Here is a 17,068-nt window from a genome sequence, read left to right on the forward strand (position 1 = left end):
GCGAGATGAGGAAAATTTGCACTATGGATATGAAAGCAAGAATGAACAGCGGCGAACTCTATCTTGATTCAGGATATGGTTTACCGGAACAGCGGCTGATGGGCAAGGCGCGAGCTTATGAATACAACCACTCGCACCCCTTTAATCAGGAATTAAGAAACGACATTATTCAGCGGATGTTCGCCGCCGTGGGCGAGCAGTGCTGGATAGAACCGCCGATTCACGTAGCCTACGGCACCCACACCACCATTGGCGATAATTTTTACGCGAACTTTAACCTGACGCTGGTTGATGATGCCGACATTATCATCGGCAATAACGTGATGTTTGCGCCCAATGTGACCATTTCCACCGCGGGCCATCCGGTTCATCCGGATCTGCGCCACACCCAGCAGCAGTTCTCTCAGCCGGTTATCATCGAGGATGGCGTATGGCTTGGTACCGGGGTAATTATCAACCCTGGCGTCACAATTGGTAAAAACTCGGTCATTGGAGCCGGCAGCGTGGTGAACCGTTCCATACCGGCGAACGTGGTGGCCGTTGGGGTCCCCTGTCGGGTATTAAGAGAAATTACCGATGAGGATAAAAATAAATATCAGCTGTTCGCGGGATGAATATCCAAAATAAAACAGAAAATGTGCGTGATATAAAAAATATACGGGTGAGTTTATGACTCACCTGGCCCTCTTTTACCTCCGAATAATAAAAATGAATAAAACAGCATTATCGATAGCCATAGGTTTATGTTTAATAACTGGTTCAGCGGTAGCGAAAAATAATCACCTGATGCTGGAACAACGTATGGAGCTGCTTGAAGCGCGGCTTGCCGCCGCTGAACGCCGGGCGGCGTTGGCCGAAGGTCAGGTGCGGAATTTACAGGCGAAGCAGAATGCCGCTATGCAGACGGCGCAAACCAGCATCGCTGGTTAAAAGCGTGGCTCCGGTTGCTGAGAGTAAAAAGAATATTTCAGTCCCTGAGCTGAAATTATCCGGCTATGGCGATCTGAAAATCTACGGTGACGTGGAATTCAATATGGATGCGGAAAGCAAACGTGGCCTGCTGGCCATGACCAATGCCGACGTCGGCAGCGATCCCACCTACGATAAGTGGGATTTAAACGGCCGTATTCTGCTCGGTTTTGACGGTATCCATAAAACGGACAACAGCTATTTAGCCGGGTTCTCTGTCCAGCCGCTAGCGGACATAACCGGTTCGATGAACCTCGACAACGCGGTTTTCTTCTTTAGTCAGGAGAACGACTGGCAGGTGAAAGTAGGGTGTTTTGAGGCGTAAGATATGTTCCCACTGAATCAGGATACCTTCGTCGAGCACTCCGGCAATACCGCCAACGACCTATATAGCGACGGTCATGGCTAAATCTATACGACCGCGCCGGCGATGGCCTGACTATGACCTGGAACGGCCTGAAGAACGATACGGATAACGGGGTCGTGATGAATCTAAACACCGCTTATATGGATGCCAGCAACGAGAAGCTGAGCCAGGGTGATGATGACAATCGCTACGGCGCGCGGGTGCGTTTTAAGTATTTCTTCTAATAATTGTAGTTATACGCAGAGTGTATTCTCTTTAATTGAACATTATTTTAATGAATGATGGCCGCTATAAATAATTAAGCCAGTATTTCTCATGCTTCATCCTGAGTGAAGGAGCAATCTGACATTCTGTTGTTTACACGAAAAAAGGATGAGGGACCTTCATGCGTTATGTATCTTTTAGTGAAACCCCACACGATCGCCAGCAATATTTTTTTGACATAATATATTATCCTTTTTCGCTGATTTATGCTTTTGTATAGGCCCGTCTTTAAGCCATGGAAAGAATAATAAAAATGCGAAGGCTAAACGTGATTCCATGTAACAAAGCAACATGTGAACTGGCTTACATTTTCGATCGCGATCACAATTTATAGTGAGCACCAATGTTAGGGGGCGTACTCAATCATCATGGCATCGATCAAAGACGTAGCGAAAAGAGCGGGGGTCTCGACGGCGACCGTATCACGAGTCCTTAACAATCATCCCAGCGTGGTGCCGGAAACCCGGCAGGCGGTACGCGATGCGATGGATTATCTCTGCTACGTCCCCAGTAAGAGTTCGTTTCAGCTTAGCGGTAAATGTTCAGGGCTAATTGGCGTGGTGTTGCCTAACCTGGTAAATCCTCACTTCTGTGAACTATTAGCGACAGTGGAGGAAGAGGCCCGGTATATTGGAAAATCGGTGATCGTTAAAACGCATCAGAATCAGCCGCAGCAGGATAAACATATTATTCATACGCTGGTGGGGATGGGCATTGACAGTTTGTTATGGGTACCGACGGAAGCGGAGGCCGACCTTTCCGAATGGTTAGCCATTACCCGAATCCCGGTCGCCGTTGTTACCCAGGTGTCCCGGTTCTTTAATTCCGTTTCGATTAATCAGGATCGCGGGGCGGAAAGTATTGCGGAACATTTTATCCACACGGGTCATCTTTCATTTGGCTTTGTTGCCCAGGAAGGTGTTGATAATCGCAAGGTATCATCGTATAGCAAAAAAATAGCGAGCCACGGCTTAACCCTCGCCAAAGATAATTTGTTCTGGATAGCCAAAGGTGAAGGCGAGAGAGTTTCCGGGCATATTCAAATTCTTGATGTCATTATCGAGAAGCTCAGCGAGCCTGAGCGTACCTGTTCATGCCTGTTGGTGTATAACGATATTGCCGCTAACTATATTATCGATGGACTTAAAGAAAAAGGTATCTCCGTTCCAGAAGATATTGCTATTGCTAGTTTTGATAATACCCTGCTGGCGCAAACAAAAAAAATCACCAGCGTGGCGCAGCCGGTCAATGAGATTGCCCACCTCGCGTTCCAGATGGTGAAGCATCAACAGCAACCAGACAGTATTGAAATGCATGAAATCGTCTCCCGGTTAATTATCCGCGAGAGCAGCGTAAAGATTAATATTACCTCCCTGTAAAGGATAGGTATTTAGTAATGGCGCAACGTTTGCGCCATGGGCTCCTTTTAACCAAAAATAGGTGTATTTATGTCTGCTACCGCAATGGAAAAGCCAGGCGCTTATGAAAAGCTCGGGCTCAGGGAGAAGATAGGCTACGGCATGGGTGACGCCGGGTCGGGAATGATATGGAGCGTCCTGGCGCTATATCTGACGTGGTTTTATACCGATGTTTATGGCCTGAATGCCGGGGTGGTTGGCACATTATTCCTGGTTATCCGTATCTTTGACGCTTTTAGCGATCCGCTAATGGGGGCAATCTGCGACCGCACCATCTCGCGCTGGGGTAAATTCCGTCCATGGTTATTATGGATGGCGCTTCCGTTTGGCCTGGGCGCGGTACTGATGTTTACTACCCCCGATCTCAGCATGAACGGCAAGATTATCTATGCCTGGGTCACCTATCTTGTCATGTCGCTGATTTACACCGCGATTAATATTCCCTATTGCTCGGTCGGCGGCGTGATTACCCTCAATCAGAAAGAGCGTATGGGCTGTCTGTCCTGGCGTTTTTTCCTTAATGGCCTGGCGACATTAATTATTTCCTCCTCTATTCTGCCGTTAACGGACTGGCTGGGTAACGGCGATCGCGCCTCCGGTTTCCAACTGACCATGATCATTATGGGCGGCGCGGCAACGCTGATGTTCCTGTTCTGCTTTTCCAGCATTAAAGAGCGGGTGGTGTCGGTGAAGCAAAACGAGTCGTTGAAGAAAGACCTGCGCGATATTATCAAAAACGATCAGTGGCTCCTGATGATCGCTATTACCTTCCTGAACGTTTTCCCGGCATTTATCCGCGGTGGCGTCACTATCTATTATGCTACTTACGTCATGAAAGAGTCGGTTGGATTTATTACCTTCTTTATGGCGCTGGGCGTGGCCTGTAATATGCTGGGCAGCGTGCTTGCCAAACCGCTAACCGATCGCTTTGATAAGCTGGCGCTGTTCCGCGTTATTAATATTATTCTCGGCATTCTCTCATTTGCGCTGTGGTTTGTTGATCCGCAATCCCTGACCCCGCTGATGACGCTGTTCATCATTATTAACGTTCTGCATTTAATACAGTCTGGCCCTATTCTGTGGGCGATGATGTCCGACGTCGACGATTACGGCGACTGGAAATTTGGTAAACGCCTGACCGGCATCTCCTTCGCGGGAAACCTGTTTATGCTCAAAATGGGTCTGGCGGTCGCCGGCGCGATCGTCGCCTGGATTCTGGCGTTTACCGGCTATGTCGCGAATGAGCCGCAGCAAAATTCGCAGACCATTCAAGGTATTATCATGATGTTTTCACTGCTGCCGATGGTGAGTTATTTCATCAGCGCGTATCTGGTGCGCTATTTTAAGCTGAATAACGCTTTCCTTGAAAGAATTAAAACGGATCTGGCAAAGCGCGAGCTGGAAAAAGGCCACGGTTAATGACCTGGAGCGCAGAGTATCGGTTTTATTCAACAATGAAATAACTACCGTTTAAATATTGCTTATTAATTTCTATTTAATATAAAAGGAGGTTTTTATGGTGCCTGAAAATTATTATGATGTCACGCGGTGGCCGGTGGGTAATCCCTATCAGGATATTGGTGAAGTAATTAATAGTATTATCGCCGATATTAAATCCCGGCAAACCGAAACCGATATCAACGACGGCGGAAAACCGGGCGCCGCTATCTTTATCCCGCCCGGCGATTATCATCTGACGACGCAGGTCTTGATTGATATAAGCTATTTAAAAATAATGGGCGCCGGGCATGGTTTTGTCTCCTCAAGCATTCGCTTTAATACCCCAGCGGATGAATGGCCGAACCTGCACGATCTGTGGCCGGGCGGGAGCCGTATCCTGGTCGATCTTTGTCCGCAGGACGGCGATGAAGAGCACGCCGGCGCCGCGTTTTATGTAAAGCGCAGCGGGGCGCCGCGTATCAGTTCGGTGGCGTTCGAAAACTTCTGTATTGATGGCCTGCACTTTGTGGATGATGGGCTGGGAAACAACGATCCGGAAAATACCTACACCAACGGTAAAACCGGAATTTATATCGCCAGCGCGCAGGACGCCTTTCGGATCACCGGGATGGGGTTCATCTACCTCGAGCATGGCCTCACCGCGTACAACAGCGATGCGATGGCGATCCATAATAACTTTATTGCCGAATGCGGTAACTGTATTGAACTCCGCGGCGCCGGGCAGGCGTCAAAAATAACCGATAACTTGATTGGCGCAGGTTATAAAGGCTATTCCATTTACGCGCAAAACTTCGGCGGGTTATTAATTTCTACCAACAATATTTTCCCGCGCGGCGCCAGCAGCGTCCACTTATCCGGCGTTGTACGCTCCTGCGTCACCAGCAACCGATTCCATTCGTTTTATCCTGGTATGCTGATAATGGAGAACAACTGCGCGGAGAATCTGATCTCGGCAAACCACTTCTTGCGCGATCGTGAGCCCTGGCCGCCGATGCAGGCTTATGACAATGGGCGAGATGATACCTATGGTCTGCTGTATATTGACGGGAGTAATAACTCGATTATTGCCAATCATATTTCCGAAACCGTCGATGTCCAGTATCTCAAGCCGCAGGGAATAAAGCCGATCGTCATCCGTCTTGTTGCCGGCAAGGGGAACTACCTTGCCAATAACCATATCGTGGCGACGACTGAGGCGTCGGCGGCGCAGGCGCAAACTTTGGAAGAGGATGCCTGCTTTGCGGCGCAGGTCAGCGCCTTGCTCACCACGGACAGATTAAAAGCCCTCGATGCGGTCGCCGTGCTGGTAGAAAAGCGCTCTGCGCAAAACACGATCCTGGATAGCGGAAGTGACAATCAGGTGCTGATGGACAGGGCGGTAAACGCCTTCAGGGCCACGCCCGTTCCCGGAACGATGTAACGCTCTTCAACCTCAAGCGGTGGCCCCGCTAAACGCAGCGGGGCCGTCAGGGATTTAATCGAGATAAAACACCTCTTTGAGCTCCGCGCTTACCGGACTGTTGTCCGGGTTGGCGGGCATCACGTCGCGCATATGCCGCCACCAGCGCTGGCACACCTCGGTCCCGGCGACGGCGTCCCAGCGCGCTTCGGACTCAATCTCCACCGTGGCGAACAGCAGATGGCGCGCTTTATCGAGATATATCGCGTAATGGTGCGCGCCGTGGGCTTTCAGCACCGCTTCCAGCTCCGGCCAAATGGGGTTATGGCGGCGCTGATACTCTTCATGCGCGTCCGGGTTGACCTGCATAACGAAAGCTTTGCGGATCATAAGGCCTCCAGATAGAGTTCGCGGACTTCATCGCGGCTGGCGGCGCGCGGGTTGCACGGCGCGCACGGGTCGGCCAGCGCTTTGTCCAGCCAGCCTTCGATATCGGCTTTGCTAACGCCAAGCTGGCTGAAGCCTTGCGGAATGCCGACGCGTTTGCTCAGCGCGCGGATGGCGTTGATTGCCTCCATGCTGGCCGCCTCATCGCTCATGCCGCGGGTATCAACGTCCATCGCCTGCGCCACGCGGGCGAAACGGGAGACGGCGTTCGGGCGGTTAAAGTTTTCGATGATCGGTAGCAGGATGGCGTTGCACACGCCGTGCGGCAGGTTGTGGGTGGCGCCCGGCTGATGGGCCAGCGCGTGCACCAGGCCGAGACCGGCGCTGTTAAACGCCATGCCCGCCAGATACTGGCCAAACGCCATCTGCTCGCGGGCTTCAAGGTTATGTCCGTCGTCCACGGCTTTCGGCAGCCACAGGTTGATCAGGCGAATCGCCTCCAGGGCGTTGGCGTCGGTCAGCGGATGCGCGCCAACGGACACGAAGGCTTCAATGGCGTGGGTCAGCGCGTCCATGCCGGTGGCGGCGGTAATGGATGGCGGGATATCCAGCATCACGCTGGCGTCATCGACGGCAATATCCGGGATGATATTGGGGTCGATAATCACCTCTTTCACCTTGCGCTCGGCGTCGATGATCACCGCGTTGCTGGTCATCTCCGCCGCTGTTCCGGCGGTGGTGTTGATCGCCACCAGCGGCACGCCGGCGTTTTTCACCTTGCCGACGCCGGAGTAGGCGGTGGACGGTCCCGGATTGGCGGTGAGGATTTTGACCGCTTTGGCGGTATCAATTGGGCTGCCGCCGCCGAAGGCGATAATAAAGTCGCAGTTTGCTTCCTGATACGCCGCGTAGCCTTGTTGCACCAGCGCTTCCGTTGGGTTAGGGAACACCTCGTCAAACAGATGGTAAGACATCTGCTGGGCGTCCAGGGCGGTGAACAGGCTATCGAGCAGGCCCATTTTGACCAGATGACCGTCGGTGACGATCAGCGCTTTACCCCACTGTTTGCCCGCCACCAGCTTGACCATATCGCCGATTGCGCCCGCGCCGTGGAGGCTGATTTTGGGCAGTGCCAACATAAAACTCATGATAATTCTCCTTAATGTTGATTTTGGGTAATCCGTTTCCCTTCATCCGCCCCCGGGTCGCGGCTGGCGCCTTACCCGGGCTACACGTACCGGTCAGATTAGGGTGAAGGGGAAATTAAATTCGTCTTCGCTGCATCATCCGCCGGGTAATAATCGGCAGCGAGATCACCACGATCAGCATCGCGCCGATGATGATCGACATCACGATCCCCGGCACGTTGAGCAGGCTCAGGCCAAACGTCACCAGCCCCATCAGGAAAGCGGCGATAATCACCCCCACCATGCTGCCGGAGCCGCCGAGAATATTGATGCCTCCGAGCACCGCCATCGTGACGACCGCCAGCTCCCAGCCCATCGCCAGCGTCGGGCGGGTGCTGCCGAGCCTCGAGGTCAGCAGGACCGCCGCCAGCCCGGCCATCAGCCCGACCAGCGCGAACAGCACCAGATTGTGACGCTTGACGTTGATGCCGGAGAACCAGGCCCCGGTTGGGTTATTGCCGATGGCGTAGGTCCGGCGGCCAAAGTTGGTTTTATGCAGCAGGAAGGTAAAGGCGGCGGCGAGGAGGATAAACAGTGCGAACTCAAAAGAGAGCGCCCCCCACACGTAGCCCTGGCCGAACCAGGCGAAGCTCTCCGGGTATTGATTGAGCGCCTTGTCGCCGAGCAGAATGTAGGTTATCCCGCGATACAGGCTCATGGTGCCGATGGTGATGACGATCGACGATAGGTTAAAGCGCGTCACCAGGATACCGTTGAACAGGCCGCACAGCAGCCCCACGCCCAGCCCGACGGCCACCAGCAGCGGCGTATCCATACCCGCCGCCGCGCAGAAGCCCATCGCCGTTGAGCTCAGCGCCATCGTCGACGCCACCGAAAGGTCGATCTCTCTGGCGATAATCAGCATCGCCATCGGCAACACGATGATCGCTTTTTCGGTGAAGTTAAACGTGGCGTCCGACAGGTTCCAGATATTAAGGAAGTAGGGCGACGCCAGGGCGTTAACCACGAATACCGCCAGGGTTACCGCCAGCAGAAACCCTTCCCAGCACAGCAGACGGCGCAGCGGCGACGGCGCGGCCGGGGCGCTTTTCATCTCTTCAGACATCATTATTTTGCTCATGATTTCACCGCCTGTTTCTGCCGCGCCAGCGCCGCGTTGCGCAGGATTAATCGCCCGCTACCTTTATTACCGCGTTCGTTAAGCAGCACCGCAATGACGATCACCGCGCCGGAAATGGCCATTTGCCAGAACGGCGAAATGCCAATCACCGGCAGCGCGTTATTAATCACCCCAAGGAACAGCGCGCCGCACAGACAGCCGAGCACGCGACCGGTTCCGCCCATGGTGCTGATGCCGCCGATGACGCAGGCGGCGACTACCTGCAGTTCAAAACCGTTGGCGACATCGACATAGGCGACGGCGAAGCGCGAGATCCACAGATAGCCGCAGAACCCGGCCAGCGCGCCGGAGAGGCAGAAGCTGACAAACTGCATTTTCCCGGCGTTAATCCCGGTGTAGTACGCCGCCGTCGCGTTGCCGCCCGCGGTGTACAAAGCCCGACCGGTGCGGCTGTAGCGCAGGAAATAGCCCACCAGCAGCAGTGCGGCGATGGCGCACCAGCTCAGCAGCGGCAGCCCCAGCAGCGAGGCGCGCGGCAGGCCGAGAAAATCGGCGCTCATCTGGTGCGAGTTCACCCAGCCGCCGTCGGAGAGCAGGAAGATAATCCCGCGATAAATACTCATGGTGCCCAGCGTGACCACGATGGCCGGGATGCCGAGCCGCCAGACCAGCAGGCCGTTAATTATCCCCATCAGCAGGCCCAGCAGGGTCGCCAGCGCCAGCAGCGCCGCCACCGGAATACCCGGATAGTGGGCGTTGAGCAGGGCGACGATCATCCCGGTCAGCGCCAGGTTGGCGGCCATCGACAGATCGATGCCTTTGGTCAGCAGTACCATCATCTGGCCGAGGGCGAGGATGATGAGGATGGCGGTGTCGTTAAACATCTCCACCAGATTGCCCGGCGAGACGAACGACGGCGCCCGGCTGCCGATCGCGCCGATCATCAAAATGACGACCACCGCCAGCAGCGCTTCACGGTGTTTAAGCAGTTGTCGGCCCATTACGCTGCCTCCTGACCAATGCCGCTGGCGGCGCTAACGATGGTTTCCGCCGTCGCTTCACCGGCGCGGTACTCGGCGACCATCAGCCCTTCATGCATCACGATAATCCGGTCGGCCATACCCATCACTTCCGGCAGCTCCGAAGAGACCATAATCACCGCCAGCCCCTGGCTGACCAGCTCGGACATAAACTGGTGCACCGCCGCTTTGGAGCCGATATCGATGCCTTTGGTCGGTTCGTCGAGGATAATCACCTCGGGATGGGTCGCCAGCCATTTGCCGATCACCACTTTTTGCTGATTGCCGCCGGAAAGGGTTTCCACCGCCTGCCGCCAGCTAAAGGCCTTAACCTGCAGGCGCGAAGCGTACTCGTCCGCCAGCCGCCATTCGCGGGCGTCGTTAAGCACGCCGCCGGGGTTCAGTTTGCTGAGCTGCGGCAGGCTGATGTTCTGGGCGATCGGCAGGGCGATAATCGCTCCCTGCTTCTGCCGCTCTTCCGGCACGCAGACGATACCGGCGCCGATCGCGTCGGCCGGCTGGCGAAAGCGCATCGGTTTCCCCTTCAGCACAATATCGCCGGAAGAGGGATGTGAGACTCCGGAGAGCGCCTGCATCAGCTCGGTGCGCCCGGCGCCCACCAGGCCGTAAAAGCCAAGAATCTCCCCTTTGCGCAGGCTGAAGCTGATATGGGCGAACTCGGTGGGGTGGCAAAGGTCTTTCACCTCCAGCACCGTTTCTCCCGGAATACAGTCGACTTTCGGGTAGGTTTGGGTAATCGCGCGGCCCACCATCATCGCCACCATCCGCTCTTCGGTGATATCGTTAATCGCGCCGGAGCTGACGTACACGCCGTCGCGCAGAATGGTGTAGTAGTCCGCCAGCTCGAAAATCTCATCGAACTTATGCGAGATAAACAGAATCGCTTTACCGTCCTGCTTCAGGCGCTCAACGATTTGATAAAACTCCAGAATTTCATGCTGCGAGAGCGCCGCCGTCGGCTCATCGAGGATCACCACCTGGGCTTCAAAGGAGAGCGCCCGGGCGATGGCTACCATATGGCGTTGGGCGATGCTGAGGGTTTTCAGCGTCGCGCGCGGGTCAATCTGTACCTCGAGGCGGGTGAGAATTTCGCTGGCTTTGCGGTGCATGGCGGGCCAGTCGAGCTTCTTCAGCAGGCCGCGATGCAGATACTGGCCGACGAAGATATTTTCGGTCACCGAGAGTTCGTCGAACAACACGGTTTCCTGATGAATCGCGGTGATCCCGACCTTGTGCGCCGACTCCGGGTTCGGCAGTTGGATAGGGATCGCTTTATAGAGAATCTCGCCCTCTTCGGGCTGATAAATGCCGGTCATCACTTTGACCAGCGTAGATTTCCCCGCGCCGTTTTCGCCGATTAAAGCGGTCACTTTACCGGGCCAGAGATCGAGCTGCACGTTTTCAAGGGCGCGGACACCGGGAAAAACCTTGGTGATGCCCTTCAGCGACAGCAGTGGGGTGGATGCTGACATGATAGTTCTCCGTCAAATTACCCTTTACCCTCCCCCAAAGAGCGAGAGAGTGGTTTGTTCCCTCTCCCTTGAGGAGAGAGGGTCGGGTAAGGGGGATTAGAAGATTTTTGAGAACTTATCGATGTTGCTCGCATCGTAGACGAACGGTTCGGCCATCGCGCCGCTACCGTCGGCGTCCAGCTTCACTTTGCCCAGTTTGCCCATATTGGCTTCGGTTTTGGTCGCCGTGCCTTTGACTAAATCGTCGGCCAGATACGTGGCGGCGTAGCCGAGGTCAATCGGGTTCCAGATGGCGAAGCTTTTGCTGGCGCCGGATTTAATCGCCCCAGCCATTTCCGACGGTAGCCCCAGCCCGGTAACGTAGACCTTGCCGATTTTGCCCTGATCTTTTACCGCCTGCGCGGCGGCCACGATCCCCACCGACGAAGGCGAAACAATCACTTTCAGGTCAGGGTATGACTTCAGCAGGCCCACCGCTTCGCGGTAGCTTTTATCCGACAGATCGTCCCCGTAGGCGACGGTCACCAGATTGACGGACGGGTACTGCGGCAGCACCTTTTTCATCTCCTCAATCCAGATGTTCTGGTTGGTGGAGGTTGGGGTGGCGCTTAAAATCGCCACATCGCCTTTTTCCACGTTCAGCGCCTTCAGCGCATCTGCGGCGAGCTTAACGTTGGTTTCGCCAATCAGCGCGTTATTGGACGGATTAAGATGGATCTGGCGGCCCGCCGGCGCGACGCCGGAGTCCCAGGAGACCACCTTAATACCGCGCTGCATCGCTTTTTTCAGCACCGGCACCACGGCGTCGGGATCGTTAGCGGAAATGGCGATCGCATCCACCCCCTGGGCGATCAAACCATTCAGCACTTCGATCTGCGCTTCGGCGGTGGTGGTGGTCGGGCCGGTATAGATCACTTTGACATCGCCTAACTCTTTGGCTGCTTCCTGCGCGCCGACGTTCGCTGCTTCGAAGAATCCATTTCCCAATGATTTCGCCACGAGGGCGATTTTGACTTCGGCTAAAGCGGAACCGGACAACGCCAGGATGGCAACGGTGAGGATCAAGCTTGTGTTTGTTTTCATTGCTTTTACTCCACATAATCGAGTTAGTTTGTAGGGTTTGCAGGTGTTTTTTTCGCCCCGTCTCGGTGAGCGGGGCGCGATGTTGTTATTGATAAAGGTCTAATGCGGACTGCAGGGGTTGAACGTTGAAGCGTTTGCCAAGGGCTATCAGCTCTTCGCGGGTGATAGTTTGTTTCATCCCGCCCATTGAATAGACTTTCACCAGCACCTCGGCGGATTTCTCGGCGGTATCGATCAGGCCGAAGGTTTCGTCCAGATTGGGGCCGCTGCCGAAAACGCCGTGGAACGGCCACAGCACCAGCGAATGTTTCTGCATCGCCTCGGCGGTGGCCTGGCCGATTTCGTCGGTACCCGGCACCATCCACGGCAGGATGCCGACGCCGTCCGGGAAGACCACCAGACATTCGGTACTTCCTTCCCACAGCTTGCGGGTGAACAGATCGCTGGTGTTCTCCAGCACGTAGGTCAGGGCGATCAGGTTGGTGGCGTGACAGTGCATGATCACCCGGTCTTTGCCGTTGGTCAGCCGGATGCGCTCGCTGTGCGACAGGAAGTGCGCCGGCAGCTCGGAAGTGGGCACCGCGTCGTTGGTCAGGCCCCAAAGAATATGGTATCCCGCGCCGTCGCTGTCGACTTTCACCACCCCGAGGTTCGCTGCCGGGTCGAGCTGGACGTTACGGAAGAATTTACCGGAACCGGTGACGATAAACGGCTGGTTAGCCAGCGTCGGCATGGGCTGGCTCAGGGCGATATAGCGCGGTTTGGCGTGAAAATCCGCCGCGTAGGGTTCAATATCCGCTTCGTCCAGGCGCAGCGTCAGGTTGCCGCCGTTGCGCTCGTCCCAGCCTTTCAGCCAGGCGTCGGAAGTGGCTTTAATCATGCCCTGGACGAACCAGGCGTCGATAATGGTCTGCATAGTCTTGTCTTTCCTGTTGATTCGGCGCGGGGTTGGCCCCTCGCCCTGAATATGTGCGAGCCCCGGATTGCGCCGTAAACGGCTTATCCGGGCTACCGGTTCGTAGCCCGGCCGCGACCCGGGGAACGTCCAGGCATTACCCGCGCTGGCTCAGAACCGCATTTTCATAAGCGCGTACGTTATCCAGCCACTGGCTGCCCGCCGGCGTATCGTGACGCTGACAGTACATCTCCCAGATGGCCTGCCACGGCAGGCACTTCTGCTCTTCCAGCAGCGCCAGACGGGCGGTGTAGTCGCCGTCGACTTCCAGCTGACGCAGCTGGGCGGTCGGTTCCAGCAGGGCGCGCAGCAGCGCTTTCTTCATATTGCGCGTGCCAATCACCCACGCCGCGATGCGGTTAATCGAAGCGTCGAAGAAATCGAGGCCGATATGCACGCGGTCGAACAGATCGTGACGGATGATTTCGCTGGCGATGGCCTGGGTTTCGTCATCCAGCAGTACCACGTGGTCGCTGTCCCAGCGTACCGGGCGGCTAACGTGCAGCAGCAGGCGCGGGATATAGAGCATCGCGGCGGAGATCTTGTCGGAGATGACTTCCGTCGGATGGAAGTGGCCTGCATCCAGGCACAGGGCGGTCTGGCGGCTGGTGGCGTAACCCATGTAGAACTCGTTGGAGCCGACGGTGTAGCTTTCCGCGCCGATACCGAACAGCTTGCTCTCCACGGCGTCAATGTGGTGCGCCGGGTCGAGCTTTTCGCTAATCACTTCATCGAGCGCGTTCAGCAGACGCTGGCGCGGCGCGAAGCGGTCGACGGTAATATCCTTCATGCCGTCCGGGATCCAGATATTCATCACTGACGGCGTGCCCAGCTGCTCGCCGAAGTAAGCGGAAATACGGCGGCTGGCCTTGCAGTGATCGATCCAGAACTGACGGATTTCATCGTTGGCGTGCGACAGCGTAAAGCCGTCGGCGCTCAGCGGATGCGAGAAGCAGGAGGGGTTAAAATCCAGCCCCAGCTTGTTGGCTTTCGCCCACGTCACCCAGTTTTTAAAGTGCTCCGGCTTAATTTCATTGCGCGATACCGGCGTATCGGATTCCAGATAGAGCGCGTGCAGGTTCAGGCGTTTTGGCCCGGGGATCAGGCTCATCGCCTGCTCAAGGTCGGCGCGCAGCTCGCTGGCGTTACGCGCTTTACCCGGGTAGTTGCCGGTGGCCTGAATACCGCCGGTCAGGCTTCCTTCCGGGTTTTCGAAACCGACGACGTCATCGCCCTGCCAGCAGTGCATGGACACGGGCAGGCGATCCAGCTGGCGCAAGGCCTCCTCGACGTCCACGCCGACGCTGGCGTAGCGCTGTTTGGCAATTTCCCAGGCTTGTTCAAGTTGAGTGGTCATGCGCAAAGCTCCTTGTTCTGTTGTGGCTGAAACTGCGCGACGAAGCGGGCAATTTCATTTTCAGGATTAGGGGTAAAGGTAGTGAGAGCGTAGTTTTGTCGTACCACCTGACGGAATTCATCGACGTTGTTCAACTCATCCAGGGTCATCAGCTGGATACCGATATTGCCAAGCGTGGAGGCCTCAACCGGGCCGGCAACCACGGTGATGCCGCAGGCGTCGGCGCACAGCTGGTTAAGCAGTTCGTTCTGGCAGCCGCCGCCGACGATATGCAGCTGGCTGAACGGCTGACCGCGCAGCGCCGCCAGCTCGTTGAGCACCCGGGCGTAGAGCAGCGCCAGGCTGTCGAAAATGCAGCGCGCCAGTTCGGCGTCGGTATCAGGAACCGGCTGCCCGGATTCGCGGCAGGCGGCCTGGATTTCCGCGCTCATGTGGTCCGGGTTGATAAAGCGGTCATCGTTGCAGTCGATGACGAAGCGGCAGGCCGGAAGCGCAGCAGTACGCGCGATCAGCGCTGGCAGGTCGCCGACGTTTTGCTCCTTGAGCACCCGCTGCAGCAGCCACAGGCCCATAATATTTTTCAGCACCCGATAGCGGCCTTCGGCGCCACCTTCGTTGGTGATATTGGCTCTTAGCGCCGCATCGCTGGTGCAGGGGGTTTTGCTTTCAAAGCCCATCAGCGACCAGGTGCCGGAAGAGAGGTAGGCGGCGTTTTTGCTGGCCAGCGGCGAGGCGATAACCGCGCTGGCGGTATCGTGGCTGGCGACGGCGACCACCGGGATGTGATTGCCCTGCGGGCAAATCCAGTGGCCGATGACGTTGCCGGGATGGGTCGGCGTACCGAACCATTCGCGCGGCGCGCCGCTCCAGTTCAGCAGGTCTTCATCCCAGCTATCGCTGTTGATGTTGACCAACTGCGTGGTGGTGGTGTTGGTATATTCCCAGTTCATGTTGCCGGTCAGGCGGAAGCTAAAGTAGTCCGGGATCAGCAGCGCGTGCGCGGCCTGGCTGACCAGCTCCGGCTGCTGTTCAACCAGCGCGCGCAGCTGATAAAGGGTGTTAAACGGCAGAAACTGAATGCCGCTGCGGCGGTAGATTTCCGCGCGGCCCAGTTGGGCTTCGGCGTGGCGCATCAGGCCCTGGGTGCGGGAGTCGCGATAGGAAACCGGCAGGCCGACACGCTGGCCCTGTTTATCCAGCAGGACATAATCCACGCCCCAGGTATCAATGCCGATGCTGTCGATCAGGATGCCCTGTTCGCAGACCTTCTCCAGACCGCGGCGAATTTCCTCTTCGAGGCTATCGAGATCCCAGCAGTCGAAGCCATCGACCTTCTGCAGACTATTGGTAAAGCGGTGAATTTCGCGCAGGGCCAGGGTTTGCTGACCGGGTTGATAGCTGGCTAGCATCACCCGCCCGCTGGAGGCGCCTAAATCAACGGCGACACAATGACGAAGACTCATGGGAAGATCCTTGTGAAAATCATTGCATGCAGTCTAAAAAAGTCGCGTCAGGCTCACCTTCTTGTTACTGACAGGGAAAATTGGCCGCTGGCAAGAAAGCAAAGGTGACCGTGAGAGAGGTCACAGTTTCGTTTTCTCTGCGGTGGCGTGCGGGATGTGATGTTGTCCGCAGTTCCCGATCTTTCCCGTCATTTCTTGAAAAAGCGGCAGGCTTTACGAATTTTACGGTCAAAAATTGAAGGCCGGATCGCCGCCCCTTAATTACTATTTGCTCCACTGATTGATAACATTTCTCATTTCGAGGAGCTGCTATGACCATGTTGCACAGTGTGGATTTCTTTAAGTCCGGCGTTTCAGCTGTCGCCATTGAGCCGCGGCTCCCGCAATCCGCTTTTCCTGAACATCACCATGATTTTCATGAGATTGTTATTGTGGAACACGGTACGGGAATTCACGTTTTCAACGGCCAGCCCTACACCATCAGCGGCGGTTCGGTCTGCTTTATTCGCGATCACGACCGCCATCTCTACGAACATACCGATAATTTGTGCCTGACCAATGTGCTCTATCGCGCGCCGGACGCGTTTCGCTTTTTGTCCGGCCTGAACGCGCTGCTGCCGCAGGAGCAAGAGGGAAATTACCTTTCGCACTGGCGGGTTAATCAGAGCGCTTTGCAGCAGGTGCGCCAGATTGTGGATCAGATGGAGGAGGTCGGCGCGGATGCGGATATGCACGCTATCGCCAGCCGCGAGATTTTATTTATGCAGCTGCTGGTGCACCTGCGTAAAAGCAGTCTGGCCGAAGGGGCGTCGGACAACGAGGCGCGGCTGAACCATTTAATGGCCTGGCTGGAAGACCATTTTGCCGAAGATATCTGCTGGGAAGAGGTCGCGGCGCGGTTTTCACTCTCCCTGCGAACCCTGCATCGCCAGTTAAAACAGCAAACCGGACTGACGCCGCAGCGCTATCTGAATCGGGTGCGGTTGATGAAGGCGCGCCATCTGCTGCGCCATAGCGATGATAGTGTGACCGATATCGCCTATCGCTGTGGATTCGGCGACAGTAACCACTTTTCGACGCTTTTTCGCCGGGAGTTTGCCTGGTCTCCGCGTGATATTCGCCAGGGACGCGACGCCATTCTTCAGTAACGCGAGAGCAGTCAACG

General features: G+C 56.0%; 14 protein-coding genes and 1 pseudogene. 6 read left to right on the forward strand and 9 right to left on the reverse strand.

Features of this window, described 5'->3' with window-relative positions:
* Positions 1–23: 23 nt before the first annotated feature.
* The 5 genes and pseudogenes from KCG39_RS18980 to KCG39_RS19000 all read left to right on the forward strand — a co-directional run bounded on the left by KCG39_RS18980 (position 24) and on the right by KCG39_RS19000 (position 5,899).
* Positions 24–614, forward strand: coding sequence for a DapH/DapD/GlmU-related protein (locus tag KCG39_RS18980; RefSeq protein WP_049113468.1), 591 nt, complete (start codon positions 24–26; stop codon positions 612–614).
* A gap of 94 nt (positions 615–708) precedes the next feature.
* A pseudogene (locus KCG39_RS18985) lies at positions 709–1,497 on the forward strand (carbohydrate porin); the annotation flags it as partial.
* 471 nt (positions 1,498–1,968) lie between these two features.
* Positions 1,969–2,979: a LacI family DNA-binding transcriptional regulator gene (locus KCG39_RS18990; RefSeq protein WP_004127185.1), complete on the forward strand. Its 1,011-nt coding sequence runs from the start codon at positions 1,969–1,971 to the stop codon at positions 2,977–2,979.
* Between the two features lie 69 nt (positions 2,980–3,048).
* Positions 3,049–4,437: a glycoside-pentoside-hexuronide (GPH):cation symporter gene (locus KCG39_RS18995; protein ID WP_004127186.1), complete on the forward strand. Its 1,389-nt coding sequence runs from the start codon at positions 3,049–3,051 to the stop codon at positions 4,435–4,437.
* Positions 4,438–4,534: 97 nt separating this feature from the next.
* Entirely contained in the window at positions 4,535–5,899 is a 1,365-nt protein-coding gene (locus KCG39_RS19000; protein WP_004127187.1) for a NosD domain-containing protein, read from the forward strand.
* Positions 5,900–5,953: 54 nt separating this feature from the next.
* Here KCG39_RS19000 and rhaM read toward each other — a convergent pair whose 3' ends face one another.
* The 9 genes from rhaM to rhaB form a co-directional block, all read right to left on the reverse strand.
* Complete coding sequence (gene rhaM, locus KCG39_RS19005) at positions 5,954–6,268, reverse strand: L-rhamnose mutarotase (RefSeq protein ID WP_142447086.1); 315 nt, start codon at positions 6,266–6,268, stop codon at positions 5,954–5,956.
* Positions 6,265–7,413: a lactaldehyde reductase gene (fucO, locus tag KCG39_RS19010; protein WP_004127190.1), complete on the reverse strand. Its 1,149-nt coding sequence runs from the start codon at positions 7,411–7,413 to the stop codon at positions 6,265–6,267. Before fucO ends, rhaM begins: the two co-directional genes overlap by 4 nt.
* A gap of 115 nt (positions 7,414–7,528) precedes the next feature.
* Positions 7,529–8,533 carry an ABC transporter permease gene (locus tag KCG39_RS19015; RefSeq protein ID WP_142468540.1) on the reverse strand — a complete coding sequence of 335 codons (1,005 nt, stop codon included), beginning with the start codon at positions 8,531–8,533 and terminating at the stop codon, positions 7,529–7,531.
* Positions 8,530–9,534 (reverse strand): ABC transporter permease, encoded by a 1,005-nt coding sequence (locus tag KCG39_RS19020; protein ID WP_087828799.1) that lies wholly within the window; start codon positions 9,532–9,534, stop codon positions 8,530–8,532. Before KCG39_RS19020 ends, KCG39_RS19015 begins: the two co-directional genes overlap by 4 nt.
* The gene (locus tag KCG39_RS19025) at positions 9,534–11,045 is read right to left on the reverse strand and encodes a sugar ABC transporter ATP-binding protein (protein WP_004127195.1); all 1,512 of its coding nucleotides are present in this window, start codon (positions 11,043–11,045) and stop codon (positions 9,534–9,536) included. Before KCG39_RS19025 ends, KCG39_RS19020 begins: the two co-directional genes overlap by 1 nt.
* Before the next feature lie 96 nt (positions 11,046–11,141).
* Positions 11,142–12,128, reverse strand: coding sequence for a rhamnose ABC transporter substrate-binding protein (rhaS, locus tag KCG39_RS19030; protein WP_004127197.1), 987 nt, complete (start codon positions 12,126–12,128; stop codon positions 11,142–11,144).
* 85 nt (positions 12,129–12,213) lie between these two features.
* Entirely contained in the window at positions 12,214–13,044 is an 831-nt protein-coding gene (gene rhaD / locus KCG39_RS19035) for a rhamnulose-1-phosphate aldolase (protein WP_004127198.1), read from the reverse strand.
* 136 nt (positions 13,045–13,180) lie between these two features.
* Positions 13,181–14,440: an L-rhamnose isomerase gene (gene rhaA, locus KCG39_RS19040; protein WP_004127202.1), complete on the reverse strand. Its 1,260-nt coding sequence runs from the start codon at positions 14,438–14,440 to the stop codon at positions 13,181–13,183.
* Positions 14,437–15,903, reverse strand: a complete 1,467-nt coding sequence (rhaB, locus tag KCG39_RS19045) for a rhamnulokinase (RefSeq protein WP_049113473.1) — start codon at positions 15,901–15,903, stop codon at positions 14,437–14,439. The genes rhaA and rhaB overlap by 4 nt, the downstream gene beginning before the upstream one ends.
* A 311-nt stretch (positions 15,904–16,214) precedes the next feature.
* Between rhaB and rhaS (KCG39_RS19050) the strand changes: the two genes are divergently transcribed.
* On the forward strand, positions 16,215–17,051 hold the full coding sequence (gene rhaS, locus KCG39_RS19050) for an HTH-type transcriptional activator RhaS (RefSeq protein WP_004127210.1): 837 nt from the start codon (positions 16,215–16,217) through the stop codon (positions 17,049–17,051).
* The last annotated feature ends 17 nt before the right edge of the window (positions 17,052–17,068 follow it).

Origin of the sequence: Klebsiella pasteurii, from assembly GCF_018139045.1 — a bacterium.
Taxonomy (GTDB): Bacteria; Pseudomonadota; Gammaproteobacteria; order Enterobacterales; family Enterobacteriaceae; genus Klebsiella; species Klebsiella grimontii.

Bases quoted from the DNA above. Each gene is read 5' to 3' on its own strand.
- KCG39_RS18990 (WP_004127185.1), top strand. From the start codon at position 1,969: ATGGCATCGATCAAAGACGTAGCGAAAAGAGCGGGGGTCTCGACGGCG.
- KCG39_RS19025 (WP_004127195.1), bottom strand. From the start codon at position 11,045: ATGTCAGCATCCACCCCACTGCTGTCGCTGAAGGGCATCACCAAGGTT.
- KCG39_RS19015 (WP_142468540.1), bottom strand. From the start codon at position 8,533: ATGAGCAAAATAATGATGTCTGAAGAGATGAAAAGCGCCCCGGCCGCG.
- fucO (WP_004127190.1), bottom strand. From the start codon at position 7,413: ATGAGTTTTATGTTGGCACTGCCCAAAATCAGCCTCCACGGCGCGGGC.
- rhaB (WP_049113473.1), bottom strand. From the start codon at position 15,903: ATGAGTCTTCGTCATTGTGTCGCCGTTGATTTAGGCGCCTCCAGCGGG.
- KCG39_RS19020 (WP_087828799.1), bottom strand. From the start codon at position 9,534: ATGGGCCGACAACTGCTTAAACACCGTGAAGCGCTGCTGGCGGTGGTC.
- rhaM (WP_142447086.1), bottom strand. From the start codon at position 6,268: ATGATCCGCAAAGCTTTCGTTATGCAGGTCAACCCGGACGCGCATGAA.
- rhaA (WP_004127202.1), bottom strand. From the start codon at position 14,440: ATGACCACTCAACTTGAACAAGCCTGGGAAATTGCCAAACAGCGCTAC.
- KCG39_RS19000 (WP_004127187.1), top strand. From the start codon at position 4,535: ATGGTGCCTGAAAATTATTATGATGTCACGCGGTGGCCGGTGGGTAAT.
- rhaS (WP_004127210.1), top strand. From the start codon at position 16,215: ATGACCATGTTGCACAGTGTGGATTTCTTTAAGTCCGGCGTTTCAGCT.
- rhaD (WP_004127198.1), bottom strand. From the start codon at position 13,044: ATGCAGACCATTATCGACGCCTGGTTCGTCCAGGGCATGATTAAAGCC.
- KCG39_RS18995 (WP_004127186.1), top strand. From the start codon at position 3,049: ATGTCTGCTACCGCAATGGAAAAGCCAGGCGCTTATGAAAAGCTCGGG.
- KCG39_RS18980 (WP_049113468.1), top strand. From the start codon at position 24: ATGGATATGAAAGCAAGAATGAACAGCGGCGAACTCTATCTTGATTCA.
- rhaS (WP_004127197.1), bottom strand. From the start codon at position 12,128: ATGAAAACAAACACAAGCTTGATCCTCACCGTTGCCATCCTGGCGTTG.